The sequence below is a fragment of the Pseudomonas inefficax genome, assembly GCF_032164165.1.
GTDB classification, from domain to species: Bacteria; Pseudomonadota; Gammaproteobacteria; order Pseudomonadales; family Pseudomonadaceae; genus Aquipseudomonas; species Aquipseudomonas inefficax.
Genome location: NZ_CP134401.1, coordinates 2053002 through 2069811 on the forward strand (window position 1 = coordinate 2053002; position 16810 = coordinate 2069811).

Genomic DNA, 16810 nt, shown 5'->3' on the forward strand with positions numbered 1-16810 from the left:
CAGGTACTAGACAAGGCTCAAGGGCCACGCCAATCCTGTGGGAGCGGGCGTGCCCGCGAAGCAGGCACCGCGGTGGTTGGCACGGGCTTCGCCCGTGTTCGCGGGCAAGCCCGCTCCCACAGGTTCCGCGCTTGCTTCAGCTACAGCGCAATCCTGTAGGGTTTACTGGTCCTTGGCCTCATCCATCTTCAGCGTCCCCTCTTCGAAGATGTTCAGCTTCTGGCGCAGTTCACGCGGCTGCATGGGTGCCTGCCCGGCCTCCCCTGGCGCAGCCGGTGCCGCAGCAGCCGGCGGCGCGGGCTCGGCAGCCGGTGCTTCTGGCACGCCCTGCTCACCTTCGATATTGCGCTGGGCCTTCTTGGTCAGCACGATGATGTCGATACGGCGGTTGACCGGGTTGAACGGGTCCTTGCGGTCGAACAGCGACGACGAGGCGTAGCCCACCACCCGTGCCACCTGGCCGTCCGGGTAACCGCCAGCCACCAGCGCGCGGCGTGCGGCGTTGGCGCGGTTGGCCGACAGTTCCCAGTTGCCAAACTCGCCAGTGCCGGCATACGGCTTGGCATCGGTGTGGCCACTGATGCTGATCTTGTTCGGCACCGCCTTGATGGTGTCGGCCATCGCCAACAGGATGTCCTCGAAGTACGGCTGCAGGCGCGCGCTGCCGATGTCGAACATCGGCCGGTTCTCGGCGTCCATGATCTGGATGCGCAGGCCGTCCTGGGTGATCTCGAACAGGATCTGGTCCTTGAACTTCTGCAGCTGCGGGTTCTCTTCCACCTTGTTCTGCAATTCCTGCAGCAGCAACTCCAGGCGCTCACGCTCGACCTGCTCGGCCATGGTCTCCACCTGATCCTTGTCCAGCTGGATGCTGGTATCAGGCGTCGGCTCCGACTTGGCTTCGGGGTTGATGGTCTTTTCCGGCGCCAGCTGAGGGGAGCCACCCAGGTCGATGATGTAGGGCGTACCGCTTTCCGAGAAGCCGATCGGGTCCTTGAAGTAGCCGGCAATGGCGATCTTCTGTTCCGGCGTGGCCGTGGACAACAGCCACAGTACCAGGAAGAACGCCATCATCGCCGTGGCGAAGTCGGCGAAGGCGATTTTCCAGGCGCCGCCGTGGTGGCCGCCGCCATAGCGCTTGACGCGCTTGACGATGATGGGCTGATTGTTCTCCATGACTCAGCGACCGCGAACCGCTTGTTCCAGCTCGGCGAAGCTTGGGCGGTGCTTGGGGTACAGCACCTTGCGCCCGAACTCGACCGCCAGCGACGGCGGCATGCCCGAGGCCGAGGCCACCAACGATGCCTTGATCGATTCGTAGAGGTTCAGCTCTTCCTTGGCATCGTGCTCCAGGCACTTGGCCAACGGGCCGAAGAAGCCGTAGGCCGCCAGAATACCGAAGAAGGTACCCACCAGTGCCGCACCCACATGGAGGCCGATGGAGGCCTGGTCACCCTCGCCGAGCGAGGCCATGGTCACCACGATACCCAGTACCGCCGCAACGATACCGAAGCCGGGCATGCCGTCGGCGATACCGTTCACCGCATGGGAAGGGTGCTCCAGCTCTTCCTTCATGCTCAGCAGTTCCATGTCGAACAGGCCCTCGAGTTCGTGCGGGGCCATGTTGCCGGTGGACATGATGCGCAGGTAGTCGCAGACGAACGCGGTCATGCGCTCATCGGCCAGCACCGTCGGGTACTTGGCGAAGATCGGGCTGGCGGCGGCATCCTCGATGTCGGCCTCGATGGCCATCATGCCTTCGCGCCGGCTCTTGTTGAGGATCTCGTACACCAGGCCCAGCACTTCCAGGTAGAAGGCATGAGTGAAGCGCGAGCCGAACATCTTCATCGACTTCTTGATGACGTGCATGGTCATGTGGCCAGGGTTGGCCTGCAGGAATGCACCAAAGGCCGCACCGCCGATGATCAGTACTTCGAACGGCTGGATCAGTGCCGCGATCTTGCCGTGGGAAAGCACGTATCCGCCGAGCACGCTCGCGAATACGACGATGATGCCGATAATTTTAGCCATAGGTTCAAAGCACTTGCTGTCGTGGTCAGGGGAAGAGACGGGAGCTTTAAAACTCTTCTTCTACTTATCGGCAGAACTGCGCCAGACTATAGCCACTCAATGCGAAAAGCCAGTTCGGACTGATGTCAAAATGCCAATTGAAACCAAGGTGCCCGCTCAGGCTCCACGTACGCTAGAGGCCTGGGTAAAGCTGCTCGAGAGTGTTCGCATCCCCGTGCCGAAGCACAGCTACGACCGGGTCATGGCGGCCATCCACGATAGCCGCCGCTCGCTGCGCGATATCGCCGAACTGATGCAGGACAGCCCGGCACTGGTGCTGTCGGTGATGCGCGAAGCCAATCACCCCACCAATGCCAGCCTGGCAGAACCCGCCGAAAGCCTGGAAGTCGCCCTCAACCGCCTGGGCCTGGAGCGCAGCGAGCAGCTGCTCAAGCGCCTCCCGGCAGTGCCCGTCGAAGAGATCCCGCCGGTACTGTGCCAGTTCCAGCTGATCAGCCAGCACGCCTCGCAGCAAGCCAGCGGCCTGTTCGCCAGCCGTCTGGCACGGCTGTGGCAGGAAATCCACTGGGGCAGCCTGTTGTTCCTGTCGCCGCTCTGGCCGCTGGCGCTGGCCTACCCCAAGCTGCTCGATACCTGGGAACTGCGGGTTATCCACAAGGGCGAAGACGCCGCACATGTCGAGGACGAACTGTTTGGCGTGCGCATCATGGAACTGTGCCAGACCATGGCGGAGTACTGGCGCCTGCCACAATGGGTGACCCAGGGTTACCGCCTGCTGCTGGAAGAGCGCGAACAACTGGCCCAGGTGCTCAGCATCGCCCGCGACCAGGACCTGCTAAGCCAGCAACATCGCCTGGACGCCGAGCCGGGCCTGCGCCGCTGGTTCAACCAGCCGGCCAACACCGTGCTGCTGGCCAACAACCTGGCCCTGGCGGCACAAGTGGGCTGGGACAACCCGCACCTGCTGCGCTGGCAGCTGCTGACCGCACTGTACCTGCAGACCTCGCTGGAAGACGTACAGCAACAGGTGCACCAGCAGGCTGCGGCCAGCGCCCGCCGCCATGCCCAGCATGCCCTGTTCCACCCGGCCGAAGCGCTGATCTGGCCCTGGCACCAGCGCCGCCCGCACCCGGACATGCTGGCTCCGCCACCGCCGACCAACGACGAACTGGCACGCTGGCGCAAGCTGTGCCAGGACCTTCTGGCCCAGCCCAGCCCGTTTACCAACAGCGTGCACCTGGCCACACAGGTTATCGAGGCCCTTCTGGCCGCTGGCATGCAGCGGATCCTGCTACTGAGCCTGGACAGGGCCAACGACCAGCTGCGCGTGCAGCAGATGGCCGGCCTGCCCAAGGAAGCCGGGGCGCTGGTGCTGCCAGTGGCGCAGAACAAACTGCTGCAGAAGCTGCTGGCCCAGGCTGGGCAATTGCGCATCACCCCGGAAAACCACAGCCAGTTCTCGGCGCTGCTGCCGGCCCCGCTGCGTGCCTTGTTCCGTAGCGAGCACGTATTGCTGCGCTCACTGGCGGTGAACGATCAGGTGCTGATGCTGATGGTGGCTGACCAGGGCTGTCGGCCGCTGGCCGATGTCAGCGTGCAAGCCTTCGGCAAGACCGCACAGTGCACTGAACGGGCGCTGTCGGTGTTTGCCAACCGCAAGGCCTGAGCCTTGCGCTACAATCGGCCCTCTTTCCACACTGGAGACCGTGGATGACTGACTTTTCCGGCCTGCCCCTGGTGATCGAAGCTGCGGACCTGCTGCCGCGCCTGGATTCGCCACAGCTGATCCTGGTCGACCTGAGCAGCGCCAACCGCTATGTCAGCGGGCATATCCCCGGCGCACACTTCGTCGAAGGCAAGCGTACCCAGCTTGGCCAGCCCCCCGCACCAGGCCTGCTGCCGGCCTTGGGCGAGCTGGAAAAACTGTTCAGCGAACTCGGCCACCGCGATGATGCCGTGTATGTGGTGTACGACGATGAGGGCGGCGGCTGGGCCGGGCGCTTCATCTGGCTGCTCGATGTGATCGGCCACAAGCGTTACCACTACCTCAATGGCGGCATCCAGGCCTGGCCTGCCGACAAACTCTCCACAGAGGTACCCGCCAGCGGCAACACACAGGTGCACCTGCGCATCGACAGTTCGCCCACCGCCACCCGCGAGTACCTGCAAAGCCGCCTGGGCGCCAACGACCTGGTCATCTGGGACGCCCGTGGCCCGCAGGAATTCAGCGGCGAGAAAGTACTGGCAGCCAAGGGCGGCCACATCCCCGGCGCAATCAACTTCGAGTGGACCGCCGGCATGGACCTCAACGACCACCTGCGCATTCGCCAGGACATCGCCGAAGTCCTGCAGAACCTGGGTATCACCCCCGACAAGGAAGTGATTACCCACTGCCAGACCCACCGCCGCTCCGGTTTCACCTATCTGGTGGCCAAGGCCCTCGGCTACCCACGCGTCAAGGCCTACGCCGGCTCGTGGAGCGAATGGGGCAACCACCCGGACACGCCTGTAGAAGTCTAAGGAACCTGCATGAAATCCCGTTTGTTCATCATCAGCCAGTACCTGCTGCCGCACCACCTGCTGTCGCGGCTGGCCGGCTGCATCGCCGAGTGCCGCGTGCGCTGGTTCAAGAACGCCTTCACCGCCTGGTTCGCCAAGCGTTATCAGGTCAACATGAGCGAAGCGCTGGTCGAAGACCTGAGCGCCTATGAACACTTCAATGCGTTCTTCACTCGCGCCCTGAAGCCAGGTGCCCGCCCGCTGGACGAGACCCCGGGCGCCATCCTGTGCCCCGCCGACGGTGCCGTCAGCCAGCTCGGCCCGATCGAGCACGGCCGCATCTTCCAGGCCAAAGGCCACGGCTACAGCGCGCAGGAACTGCTGGGTGGTGACCCGGCCATGGCCGCGCCGTTCATGGGCGGCGAGTTCGCCACCATCTACCTGTCGCCCAAGGACTACCACCGCGTGCACATGCCGCTGGCCGGTACCCTGCGTGAGATGGTCTACGTGCCGGGCCGCCTGTTCTCGGTCAACCAGACAACCGCAGAGAACGTCCCCGAGCTGTTCGCCCGCAACGAGCGCGTGGTCTGCCTGTTCGATACCGAGCGCGGGCCGATGGCCGTGGTGCTGGTTGGCGCAATGATCGTCGCTTCGATCGAAACCGTATGGGCCGGGCTGGTGACGCCGCCCAAGCGTGAACTGAAAACCTTCCGCTACGACGAAGCCAGCCGCGCGCCGATCCACCTGGAGAAAGGCGCCGAACTGGGCCGCTTCAAGCTGGGGTCGACCGCTATCGTGCTGTTCGGGCCGGAGCAGGTGAAATGGGCGGAAACGCTGGGTGCCGGCTCTGCGGTGCGTATGGGGCAGCAGTTGGCGGTGCCTGTGCAGGCTTGATTACCTGATAGAACTTGGGGCTGCTTCGCAGCCCCAAGTTTGCAGATCAGCCGCGGGCGTCGCGGTCGCGCAGGCCCAGCAGGTACAGCACCCCATCCAGCCCCAGCGTGGAAATCGCCTGCTTGGCCGACTGACGCACCAGCGGCTTGGCCCGGAACGCAACGCCCAAGCCGGCCAGCGACAACATCGGCAGGTCATTGGCACCGTCACCCACGGCAATGGTCTGCTCCAGCTGCAAACCTTCTTCGCTGGCCAGCTTCTGCAGCAGCTCGGCCTTGCGCTGGGCATCGACGATCGGCTCCACCGCCACACCGGTCACCTTGCCGTCGACCACTTCCAGCTCATTGGCGAACACATAGTCGATGCCCAGGCGTGCCTGCACCTGGCGGGCAAAGTAAGTGAAGCCACCGGACAGGATCGCCGTCTTGTAACCCAGGCGCTTGAGTTCGGCGAACAGGTTTTCGGCGCCCTCGGTCAGGCGCAGCGACGCACCAATCTCGTCCAGCACACCCACATCCAGGCCCTTGAGCAGCGCCATGCGCTCCTTGAAGCTGGCGCGGAAGTCCAGTTCGCCACGCATGGCGCGCTCGGTGATCGCGGCCACCTGCTCACCCACGCCAGCAGCCTTGGCCAGTTCGTCGATGACTTCGGCTTCGATCAGCGTCGAGTCCATGTCGAACACCGCCAGGCGACGGTTGCGGCGGAACAGGTCGTCCTTCTGGAAGGCAATGTCGATGCTCAGCTCTTCAGCCAGGGCGAAGAAGTCTGCACGCAGCGCCTGGGCATCGCTCGGCACGCCGCGCACAGAGATTTCGATGGCCGCCTTGCCCTTGTCGGTCTCGGCATCCAGCGCCACACGTGCCGACAGGCGCTCGATGCGCTCGATGGTCAGGCCGTACTGGCTGATTACCGCACTCACCCGCTGCAGCTGCTCTGGCGTGATCTTGCGGCTGAGCAAGGTGACGATGTGGCGCGCCTCGCCCTGGCCATCGGCCCAATGCTGGTAGTCTGCCTCGGAAATCGGCGTATAGCGGGCCTGCAGGTTCAGTTCGTGGGCCTTGGCCTGCACGCTCTGCAGCAGCGAAGTTGCCACTTCGTTGTCCGGGATATCGACCAGAATGCCGAACGACAAGGTACCGTGCATGACTGCCAGGCCAATGTCGAGGATGCTCACACCGCCCTGCAGCAGGACGCCGGTGATAGCCGCAGTGAGACCGGGACGGTCCTCACCGGTGATGTTGATCAGGACGATTTCGCGCACAACCTGGCTCCGACTTCGATGAAAAATGCGCATTCTACCGATTTTCCGTGACCATCGGGCGCCAACGATACTTTGCCGACAAAACCCGGCTCGCTATACTGCCCCACACTTTCATGCCATTAAGAGCCGAGCTCAGTGAACCGGCCCACGCCCGTCAAAGCAGACAACTTCTTCCTGATGATCTATCGCGCCCTGAGTCAACGTCGCGTGCCGCTGGCACTGCGCATCGCCTGCACCAACATATTCCTGGTGGCGCTGGCGTTGGTGATCTACGCCTGCGTAATGGGCCTGCAGTTCAAGCAGGCCATGCACGAGCAGGCCGATGCCCTGGGCCAGAGCCTGACTACCCAGACCGCCACCTCGGCGACCGAGCTGCTGGTGGCCAACGACATCCTCAGCCTCAACGTGCTGCTCGGCAACCTGGTGAAGAACCCGCTGGTGGCCCATGCGGCGATCTACAGCGTGGACAACCGCATCCTCGCCGAAGCCGGGCAGCGCCCGCGCAACAGCCTGCTGGGCGAGGCCGAAGGCCTGTACCAGACCAAGATCACCTTCCAGGATGTGACCGCCGGGCAACTGCGCATCAGCCTGGACATGAGCCAGTTCCAGCAGCCGATGCTGATCAGCCTGCAGAGCATGGGCATACTTGCCGCCATCCTGCTGGTGCTGGCGCTGACCTTGAGCCTGCGCCAGGGCCGCTTCATCACTCTGCCATTGCTGCAGCTGCGGGTGTGGCTGCGCGACCCGCAACCCTATACCCCGGCCACCGACCGGCAGGACGAGATCGGCGACATCGCCCGCCAGCTGCATGCGCGCCTGGCCCCGCCACCGCCACCTGAGCCGGAGCCTGAAGAAGAGGACGACGAGCAGTTCGATGACCTGCACGACGCAGTCCCGGCAGCCAAGGCCGCACCACACGCCAAGCCTGCCACCCAGGCGGACGATGATGACGATGATGATGAAGCCTTCGCCGGCCTGCTGGACGACGAAAGCGCGCCCAAGGCCGCCGTGATCGAATCCGACGAGCCGCAGTACAGCGCCGTGCTTGCCGTGCAACTGGGTTCGCAGGAGCAGCTGCGTCGCCTGCCGCGCACACGCCTGACCGAACTGACCGAGCGCTACCGGGATTGCCTGGAGCACGCCGCCTCGCTCTACGACGGCGAAACTCACACGCTCAACGACGGCAGCACCCTGGTGTTGTTCCACAGCCGCGACTGCGGCGAGGACTATCTGACCAACGCCATCTGCTGCGGCGAGCTATTGCGCGCCCTGGGCCATGCCCTGCAGATCGAGGTAGCGGACAGCGGCATAACCCTGCAGCTGCAACTGGGCCTGGCCCTGGGCAATGACCTGCAAGGGCTGGAGCTGGTGGACCTGCTGATGGCCGAAAAGGCCCAGGACGCCCTGGCGCTGTCGCAGCACAGCCGCAACCTGTTGCTGGTAGAGAGGCAGATCAGCGATGACACGCTGATTCGCCAGCGCGCCCGCATTCGCCCGATTGCCAGCCCCGAAGGCGCCTGCTGCGTGGAGCGCCTGATGGAGCCCTACCCGTCGATGCTTGAGCGGCAACTGGCGCGGATGCACGAACGCCGAGCCTGATATCGAGGTGGCTTCTTCGCGGGTAAACCCGCTCCCACAGGGATATCACCGCCCCCAAGGCCTGTGTTGTACCTGTGGGAGCGGGTTTACCCGCGAAGAGGCCGGTACAGGCAGTACACAAACAGCAGATACGAAAAAGCCCGCATCGTTGCGGGCTTTTTCGTATCTGGCAGTTCGATCAGAACCGGTAGACTTCCATATCGGTCCGAATCGGCGCAGCCATCGGGATCTTGGATTTCTCCGGCGTCTTCTTTACCTGAACCGGAGCAGCCTGCTTCTTTGGCGACTCTTCGGCAATCGCCGGTTGGTTTGCCAGCGGCTTGACCGCCGTGCTCAGCTGTTCGGCCAGCTTCTGCAGCAATTGCCCCTGGGCCTGCACCTGCGACGCCTCGCTGCCCGCATGTGGCTGCTCGAGGTGAACGATGCGGTTGTCACGCACGTGGCCACGGCGGTCCAGCAGGCGCCACTGGGCATCCAGGATGGCCGGCTGGTCCTTGCCCGAGTCCAGGCGCGTGATCGACAACAGCACTTGTACATCCGGGTTGAAACCGGCCGCCGCCGGGGCCAGCACCACACGCTGGCTGTCCAGGCGCCAGGCAAGCTGGCGCACCAGCAGCTGGTCGATATCCGACGAAAGGCTACCGGCCCAACGACCGTCCGTCGCCGAACTCAGGCTGCCATCGGGCTGACGCTGCAGGAACGTCTCACGTTGCAGGTAATCGGCTACCGATACCGGGCCGAGCACCACGGCCATGCCCGCACTCTGCGAAGGCTGGCCAGGATCACCACTGTCGAGCTGGTACAGGGCAACCGGCTGGTGCATGGTGCACCCGCCAAGGCCCAGCAGGCCAGTCATCAACAGCGCAAATGGAAGGCGCAGAAATTTCATCATCCCATCCAGGCGGTCGCCAACAGGCCAACCGCAGTGATACATGTAGGTTCAAACGGGCACACGGCCACGCCGGCACCGCAAGGGCCATATCATCCGCGAAATAACCGTCCGACTCCAGCATTTCTGCCCGGAACGGCGCTGAAATTGCCGTTCCAGACATTTCACCGGTTATGCCGGCACTTCCACCTGCAACCCATCGACCCGCTGGAACCCGCGTGGCAGCTTGCTGCCGCGCCGTCCGCGCTCGCCCTTGTAATGCTCCAGGTCGTCCGCTTTCAGAGATAGGGTACGCTTGCCGGCTTGCAATACAAGAGTCGCGCCATCGGCAATCACTGCCAGATCGGTAACGAATTCTTCACGGCTGGCCACCCGGTCGCCCGGCACCCCGATGATCTTGTTGCCCTTGCCTTTGCCCAACTGAGGCAGGTCACTGACCTTGAACACCAGCAGGCGGCCTTCAGTGGTCACCGCCGCCAGCCAGTCCTGCTCGCGATTTGCCACCGGCCGCGGGGTCATGACCTTGGCACCGTTGGGCAGGCTGAGCAAGCCTTTGCCGGCCTTGTTCTTGGCCTGCAGGTCTTCACCCTTGACCACGAAGCCATAGCCGGCGTCCGAAGCCACCACGTACAGCGCGTCGTCGTCCGGCAACAGCACGCACTCGAAGGTAGCCCCGGGCGGTGGCGTCAGGCGGCCGGTCAGCGGTTCGCCCTGACCACGCGCCGACGGCAGGCTATGGGCGGCCAGCGAGTAACTGCGGCCAGTGGAGTCGATAAGTACGGCAAACTGGTTGGAGCGCCCGGCGGCGGCGGCCTTGAAGCCATCGCCGGCCTTGTACGACAGGCCGGTGGCATCGATGTCGTGGCCCTTGGCGCAGCGCACCCAGCCCTTCTCCGACAGCACCACGGTGACCGGCTCGGTCGGCATCAGCTCGTTTTCCGACAGGGCCTTGGCCTCGGCGCGCTCGACGATCGGCGAGCGGCGGTCGTCGCCATAGGTTTCGGCATCCTTGATCAGCTCGCTGCGTACCAGCTTGCGCAGCTTGGCCTCACTGCCCAGCAGGGCCAGCAGTTTGGCCTGTTCCTTCAGCAATTCGTCCTGCTCGCCGCGAATCTTCATCTCCTCCAGGCGCGCCAATTGACGCAGGCGGGTCTCGAGGATGTAGTCGGCCTGGATTTCGGTCAGGCCGAAGCGGGCAATCAGCGCCTGTTTAGGGTGCTCCTCGGTGCGGATGATGTGGATGACTTCATCCAGGTTGAGAAACGCGGTCAGCAAACCTTCCAACAGGTGCAGACGCTTCTCCACCTTGTCCAGGCGGTGCTGCAGGCGGCGACGAACGGTATTGGTGCGGAACTCCAGCCATTCCACCAGGATCGTCCGCAGGTTCTTCAACTGCGGGCGGCCATCCAGGCCGATGATGTTGATGTTGACCCGGTAGCTGCTCTCCAGATCAGTGGTGGCAAACAGGTGCTGCATCAGTTCATCGGCATCCACCCGGTTGGAGCGCGGGATGATGACGATGCGGCACGGGTTCTCGTGGTCCGACTCGTCACGCAGGTCGGCGACCATCGGCAGCTTCTTGGCCTGCATCTGCGCAGCGATCTGCTCCAGCACCTTGGCCCCGGAGACCTGGTGCGGCAGCGCGGTGACAACGATGTCGCCATCCTCGACGCGGTACACGGCACGCATGCGGATGGAACCGCGGCCACTTTCGTACATCTTGAGGATTTCTGCGCGCGGCGTGACGATCTCGGCCTCGGTCGGGTAGTCCGGCCCCTGGATGTGCTCGCACAGCTGCTCGATGGTGGCCTTGGGCTCGTCGAGCAGGCGCACACACGCCGTGGCCACTTCACGCAGGTTGTGCGGCGGCACATCGGTGGCCATGCCCACGGCGATACCAGTGGTGCCGTTGAGCAGGATGTTGGGCAGGCGCGCAGGCAAAACGGCCGGCTCCTGCAGGGTGCCGTCGAAGTTGGGCACCCAGTCCACGGTGCCCTGGCCCACTTCGCTGAGCAGCACTTCGGCGTAGCGCGAAAGACGCGCTTCGGTATAACGCATGGCAGCGAACGACTTCGGATCGTCCGGCGCACCCCAGTTGCCCTGGCCGTCGACCAGGGTGTAGCGGTAGCTGAACGGCTGCGCCATCAGCACCATGGCCTCGTAGCAGGCCGAGTCGCCGTGGGGGTGGAACTTGCCGAGCACGTCACCAACGGTACGCGCCGACTTCTTGTGCTTGGCATCGGCATCGAGCCCCAACTCGCTCATGGCGTAGACGATGCGACGCTGCACCGGCTTCAGGCCATCGCCGATGTGCGGCAGGGCGCGGTCCATGATCACGTACATGGAGTAGTTGAGGTAGGCCTGTTCGGTGAAGTCAGCCAGCGAGCGGCGTTCCACGCCGTCCAGGCTGAGTTCCAGTGAGTCGCTCATGCGGGCCTCGTCATTTCAGGTTCTGGCGCAGCAACATGGTGCCGCCGCGCTGGGTAAATTCAAGTTGTTTCAGGGCACTCATGCCCAGTAATACGGTCTGCCCGTCCAGGCCCGGTACCACGATGGCACGCACGTCCTGCAGGCGGATATCACCCAACTGCAGGCTCGCAAGGCGCGTGCGGTAGCCCTCGGTACGGCCGTTGGCGGTACTGAGCTGCACCGGGCTGCCGCGCTGCAGGCCCAGCTCGCGGCCCAACGCCTCGGGGATGGCCACGTCGGTGGCACCTGTGTCGAGCATGAAATGCACCACCTGGCCGTTGATCGCGCCATCCACCACGAAGTGGCCCTGGCCGTTGCCGAGCAGACGCACCTCGATGAAGCCTTCGCCATGCGACGATTGCACCTGGGCATTGGGGTTGCGCTGGCTGTCTTCCCATTGGCCGAAGAAACGCGTGGCAAGGAACAGCGCCGCCGCCCAGGCGACGATCATCAATACCTTGCCAGCCCGCTTGCCCGGTGCCTGGCTCATGGCTTGGCGCTCCATCCGCCTTCCGGCGCATCGAAGCGCCAGACGATCGGGCGTGTCTCGCCATCGGCGCGGGCGCCGTTGTTGTTGTCCACACCGATCCAGGCGCCCTTGGCATCGATCACCAGGGCCTCGGCCAAGCCGAACGGCTGTTGATAACGGCGCGACTCGACCAGGGCATCGGCAGCGAACGACCAGCAGCGCTCGACCTTGCCACTGTCAGTATCGCGACGGCACACCCTGTAAGCGTTGCGTTCGAGGGTGAACAGCTTGCCTTCGAACCAGGCCAGATCGGCGAAGTCGCGCGACAGCGCCTGGGCATTGGGCATCTGCGCCGGTTGCATTTCGACGCCAGCCTCGCTCAGCAGCACGCAGCTGCGCCCGCAGGTCCACACCGATTGCTGGCGCTCGATTGCCACCAGGCCCCGCCGTTCGCGCTCGGCGGCCAGCCACAGGCGGTCGCCCGCCGGGTTGATAGCCAGGCCTTCGAACAAGGCGTTGAAGTTCAGCAGCATGCCACTGGCCCGGGCTTGGCGCACCATCGCCGGGTCGATCTTCAACCAGTCCGGCTTGCCCTCCAGCGGTAGCTGCAGTACGGCAGCATGGGCCTCGCTGACCAGGTACAGGTTGCCAGCCTGGTCACAGGTGATGCCTTCGAAATCCAGCTCACCACCGCGAATGTACGAAGCCGCCCAGTTGCGCGACTTCAGCCCCCACGGCAGGCCGCTTTCCGGCACCGGCGGCGGCGTGAAGGTGAGCGGTTGTGCGCGCCAGGTGGCGTTCTGCTGGTCAAGGCGGTAAATGCGGTCGTCGTCGCGGTCGGACACGCCCCACAGCCCGCCCCGGCATTCCACCAGGCCAGACAGGTTGCCACCGCGCATGCCTTCGATCGGGTGCTCGGCGCTCAGCTTCAACTCTGGCCAGTTGCCCGCCAGGCTCGGCAGGGCAACCAGCGCCAGGCAGGCAGCCAGAAGCCGCGGAATCAAACCATGACCTCGGCCAGGTTGCCCTTGGTTTCCAGCCAGCTCTTGCGGTCGCCCGCGCGCTTCTTGGCCAGCAGCTTGTCCATCAGCTCGCAGGTGGCCTGCACATCGTCCAGGGTCAGCTGCACCAGGCGCCGGGTGTTCGGATCCATGGTGGTTTCGCGCAGCTGTGGCGGGTTCATCTCGCCCAGGCCCTTGAAGCGGGTGACCTGTGGCTTGCCGCGTTTCTTCTCGGCCACCAGGCGATCGAGGATACCGTCACGCTCGGCCTCGTCGAGGGCGTAGTAGATTTCCTTGCCCAGGTCGATGCGATACAGCGGCGGCATGGCCACGTACACATGCCCGGCCTCGACCAGCGCGCGGAAGTGCTGGACGAACAGCGCGCACAGCAGCGTGGCGATGTGCAGGCCGTCGGAGTCGGCGTCGGCGAGGATGCAGATCTTGCCATAGCGCAGCTGCGCAAGGTCGGTGGCCCCCGGGTCGACGCCAATGGCCACGGCGATGTTGTGCACTTCCTGGCTGGCCAGGACTTCGCCACCGTCCACTTCCCAGGTGTTGAGGATCTTGCCACGCAGCGGCAGGATCGCCTGGAACTCCTTGTCGCGTGCCTGCTTGGCCGAGCCACCGGCCGAGTCACCCTCGACCAGGAACAGTTCGGCGCGCATCGGGTCCTGGCCGGCGCAATCGGCCAGTTTGCCGGGGAGTGCCGGGCCCTGGGTGATGCGCTTGCGCTCGACCTTCTTGCTGGCCTTCAGGCGACGCCCGGCGTTGCTGATGGCCAGCTCCGCCAGCTGCATGCCCAACTCGGGGTGGGCGTTGAGCCACAGGCTGAAAGCGTCCTTGACCACGCCGGAAACGAAGGCAGCCGCCTCGCGCGACGACAGGCGCTCCTTGGTCTGCCCGGAGAACTGCGGGTCCTGCATCTTCATCGACAGCACGAAGGTGATGCGCTCCCAGACGTCTTCCGGCGCCAGCTTCACGCCGCGCGGCAGCAGGTTGCGGAACTCGCAGAATTCGCGCATGGCATCCAGCAGGCCCTGGCGCAGGCCGTTGACGTGGGTGCCGCCCTGGGCGGTAGGGATCAGGTTGACGTAGCTTTCCTGGATGCTGTCACCGCCTTCGGGCAACCACAACAGGGCCCAGTCCACGGCCTCCTTGTTACCGGCCAGGCTGCCGCAGAACGGCTCGTCGGGCAGGCGCTGGAACTCGTTGACCGAATCGACCAGGTAGGAGCGCAGGCCGTCTTCATAGTGCCATTCGACCTTCTCGCCGCTGGCCTTGTCCTCGAAGCTGACCAGCAGGCCCGGGCACAGCACGGCCTTGGCCTTGAGCACGTGCTTGAGGCGGCTGATGGAGAACTTCGGCGAATCGAAGTACTTGGGGTCGGGACTGAAGTACACGCTGGTACCGGTGTTGCGCTTGCCAACCGAGCCGACCACTTCCAGCTCGCTGGCCTTGAAGCCATCGGCGAAGGTCATCTGGTATTCGTTGCCGTCACGTTTGACGCGCACGCGCACCTGGGTCGACAGGGCGTTGACCACCGAGATGCCCACGCCGTGAAGGCCGCCGGAGAACTGGTAGTTCTTGTTGGAGAACTTGCCGCCGGCGTGCAGCTTGGTGAGGATCAGTTCGACCCCGGAAACGCCCTCTTCCGGGTGGATGTCCACCGGCATGCCGCGGCCATCGTCGCTGACTTCCAGCGAGTGGTCGGCATGGAGGATGACCTGCACCGAACGGGCATGCCCGGCCAGGGCTTCGTCGACACTGTTGTCGATGACTTCCTGGGCCAGGTGGTTTGGGCGGCTGGTATCGGTGTACATGCCCGGCCGCTTGCGGACCGGGTCAAGGCCCGAGAGGACTTCGATGGCGTCTGCGTTATAGGCGCTAGCGCTGGGAGTGGCCATAGGGTCTCGTCGTCAGTCTGGTGAATGCAAAAAGTCAAAATACAGAAAAATCGAGCGCTGCATACTGCCCACGGGCAATGCCGGCGAAGGCCAGCAGTGCCGGCAGGCGCTCGGCGAAGCCCTGGAAGCTGTGATCGCCGCCGGCCTGTATGCGCAGCGCACAAGCACGGTAATAGCGCTCGGCATGGCGATAGTCCAGGGTTTCATCGGCGGTCTGCAGCCACACTTGATAGCGGCTGGCATCCACCGGGGCTGGCACTTCCAGTTCGGCCAGGGCCTGCACGTGGTCGTGGGTCAACTCCCAGGCTTCACCGGTGTAGTGATTGTGCTGGATGCCCAGGTAGCCGTCGAAATGCTTGTGCGGGGTCACCGCCGGGTTCACCAGCAGGGCCTTGAGGCCGTGGCGCTCGGCCAGATGGGTGGCATAGTAGCCGCCGAGCGAACTGCCCACCAGTAATGGCGCGCCAAGTTCGGCGATGGCCGCTTCGAGCTGGGCGATGGCCTGGCGTGGGTGGTGGTGCAAGGCGGGCACCCGCAATTGGGCCGACAGACCCAGTTGCTGCATCACGGCCTCGAGTTGACGCGCCTTGGTCGAAAGTGGCGAGCTGTTAAAGCCATGGATATAGAGGATGGAACCCGACATGCTGCCCCCGGAATCTGTGGCTTCGCGCCCGGTGATAGGCGCAGGGACGCGCAGTGTAGCGCGTTCGCCGGGTTTTGACGCAGTGTCACGGGTTTCGCAACAATTTCTTCACCGAAGTCGCAACCACAGTTCCCTGTAGGAGCGGCCTTGTGTCGCGATGGGGCGCGAAGCGGCCCCAGGGTTGCAGCTTCGCCACAGACATTGCCGGGGCCGCTCTGCGGCCCATCGCGACACAAGGCCGCTCCTACAATTGACCGCGTCTGCAGCCGCAGCTCAATAGCCAGGGCTATCGAAATCGAGCTTCACCTGGAAATCCAGCGCCCGCTCCACTCCAGTCTCCAACCGCCCGTCGGCATGCAGGCGCAGCCAGCGGTATCCAGGCTGCTCGTCGCTCACCTTGAAGTCTTCGCTACCCGCCGCAAACTGGATACAGGTCGACGGGGTGGCCAGCAAGCGCCGACCACCGCGCACTTCATCCCATTCCTGATGCACATGCCCCCACAGCAGCGCCCGCACCTGTGGATAACCCTCGACGATATCGAACAGCGCCTGGGCATTGCGCAAGCCGATCGGCGCGATCCAGGCACATCCGATATCCACCGGCTGATGGTGGAAGCACACCAGGCAGTGCCGGTTGCCCGCCTCTTGCAGGGCAGCCTTCAACACGCTCAGCTGGTGATCTTCCAGCAGCCCATGGGTGGCCCCAGGTACCGCAGTGTCGAGCGTGATGATGCGCCACGCACCGATATCGGTCACTGCCTGCACCAGCTCCGGCGCCACTTGCGCCATGACCCGCGCCTCGTCGTGGTTGCCCGGCAACCAGCGCGTGGGCACGGCAAACGGCGCGGTCAGCTCACGGAACGCTTCGTAGGAGGCCACGCTGGCGTCCTGGGACAGGTCGCCGGTGCACAGCAGCAGGTCGACAAGCGGCTGCTCCCGCTGCACCTGGGCCACTACATGGCGCAGGCTGTCACGGGTATTGAGGCCCAGCATGCTGCCGGCCGGGTCGGCGAACAGGTGGGCATCGGTCAGTTGCACCACATGCACGGGGCGCGATTGGTCTGGCTGCGGCAACGGCCGTCTCCTCGAACGGATTCAGCAGGAATTATGGCTGGGCGACGGTCGCGAGCAAACACCCACGAACGACCTGC

Annotated in this window: 14 protein-coding genes; 4 read left to right on the forward strand and 10 right to left on the reverse strand. The window is 64.5% G+C overall.

Annotated features, from left to right (window positions below; genetic code table 11):
- Positions 1-162: 162 nt before the first annotated feature.
- Complete coding sequence (gene motB, locus RIN61_RS09250; protein ID WP_215520479.1) at positions 163-1176, reverse strand: flagellar motor protein MotB; 1014 nt, start codon at positions 1174-1176, stop codon at positions 163-165.
- A 3-nt stretch (positions 1177-1179) separates the two neighbouring features.
- Complete coding sequence (motA, locus tag RIN61_RS09255; protein WP_112253690.1) at positions 1180-2031, reverse strand: flagellar motor stator protein MotA; 852 nt, start codon at positions 2029-2031, stop codon at positions 1180-1182.
- A gap of 130 nt (positions 2032-2161) precedes the next feature.
- Here motA and RIN61_RS09260 point away from each other — a divergent pair, with 130 nt between their 5' ends.
- The 3 genes from RIN61_RS09260 to asd are packed head-to-tail and all read left to right on the forward strand — an operon-like array spanning position 2162 to position 5424.
- A complete protein-coding gene (locus tag RIN61_RS09260) occupies positions 2162-3697 on the forward strand; it encodes an HDOD domain-containing protein (protein ID WP_313856831.1) in 1536 nt (511 codons plus the stop codon).
- A 44-nt stretch (positions 3698-3741) separates the two neighbouring features.
- Positions 3742-4551 (forward strand): rhodanese-like domain-containing protein, encoded by an 810-nt coding sequence (locus RIN61_RS09265; RefSeq protein ID WP_112253692.1) that lies wholly within the window; start codon positions 3742-3744, stop codon positions 4549-4551.
- 9 nt (positions 4552-4560) lie between these two features.
- Positions 4561-5424 carry an archaetidylserine decarboxylase gene (asd, locus tag RIN61_RS09270; protein WP_215520481.1) on the forward strand — a complete coding sequence of 288 codons (864 nt, stop codon included), beginning with the start codon at positions 4561-4563 and terminating at the stop codon, positions 5422-5424.
- Positions 5425-5470: 46 nt separating this feature from the next.
- Here asd and serB read toward each other — a convergent pair whose 3' ends face one another.
- Positions 5471-6685: a phosphoserine phosphatase SerB gene (gene serB / locus RIN61_RS09275; protein ID WP_166674312.1), complete on the reverse strand. Its 1215-nt coding sequence runs from the start codon at positions 6683-6685 to the stop codon at positions 5471-5473.
- Between the two features lie 135 nt (positions 6686-6820).
- Here serB and RIN61_RS09280 point away from each other — a divergent pair, with 135 nt between their 5' ends.
- Positions 6821-8284: an AhpA/YtjB family protein gene (locus RIN61_RS09280; protein WP_313856837.1), complete on the forward strand. Its 1464-nt coding sequence runs from the start codon at positions 6821-6823 to the stop codon at positions 8282-8284.
- 178 nt (positions 8285-8462) lie between these two features.
- Here RIN61_RS09280 and RIN61_RS09285 read toward each other — a convergent pair whose 3' ends face one another.
- From RIN61_RS09285 to cpdA, 7 genes are all read right to left on the reverse strand, one after another.
- Positions 8463-9173 (reverse strand): PqiC family protein, encoded by a 711-nt coding sequence (locus tag RIN61_RS09285; RefSeq protein ID WP_112253696.1) that lies wholly within the window; start codon positions 9171-9173, stop codon positions 8463-8465.
- Positions 9174-9344: 171 nt separating this feature from the next.
- On the reverse strand, positions 9345-11603 hold the full coding sequence (parC, locus tag RIN61_RS09290; protein WP_112253697.1) for a DNA topoisomerase IV subunit A: 2259 nt from the start codon (positions 11601-11603) through the stop codon (positions 9345-9347).
- 10 nt (positions 11604-11613) lie between these two features.
- The gene (locus RIN61_RS09295) at positions 11614-12132 is read right to left on the reverse strand and encodes a retropepsin-like aspartic protease family protein (protein ID WP_112253698.1); all 519 of its coding nucleotides are present in this window, start codon (positions 12130-12132) and stop codon (positions 11614-11616) included.
- Positions 12129-13115, reverse strand: a complete 987-nt coding sequence (locus tag RIN61_RS09300; protein ID WP_112253699.1) for an esterase-like activity of phytase family protein — start codon at positions 13113-13115, stop codon at positions 12129-12131. The genes RIN61_RS09295 and RIN61_RS09300 overlap by 4 nt, the downstream gene beginning before the upstream one ends.
- Complete coding sequence (gene parE / locus RIN61_RS09305) at positions 13112-15016, reverse strand: DNA topoisomerase IV subunit B (RefSeq protein WP_015272020.1); 1905 nt, start codon at positions 15014-15016, stop codon at positions 13112-13114. Before parE ends, RIN61_RS09300 begins: the two co-directional genes overlap by 4 nt.
- A gap of 34 nt (positions 15017-15050) precedes the next feature.
- Positions 15051-15659, reverse strand: coding sequence for a YqiA/YcfP family alpha/beta fold hydrolase (locus tag RIN61_RS09310; RefSeq protein WP_112253700.1), 609 nt, complete (start codon positions 15657-15659; stop codon positions 15051-15053).
- A 273-nt stretch (positions 15660-15932) separates the two neighbouring features.
- Complete coding sequence (gene cpdA / locus RIN61_RS09315) at positions 15933-16733, reverse strand: 3',5'-cyclic-AMP phosphodiesterase (RefSeq protein WP_112253701.1); 801 nt, start codon at positions 16731-16733, stop codon at positions 15933-15935.
- Positions 16734-16810 lie beyond the last annotated feature (77 nt).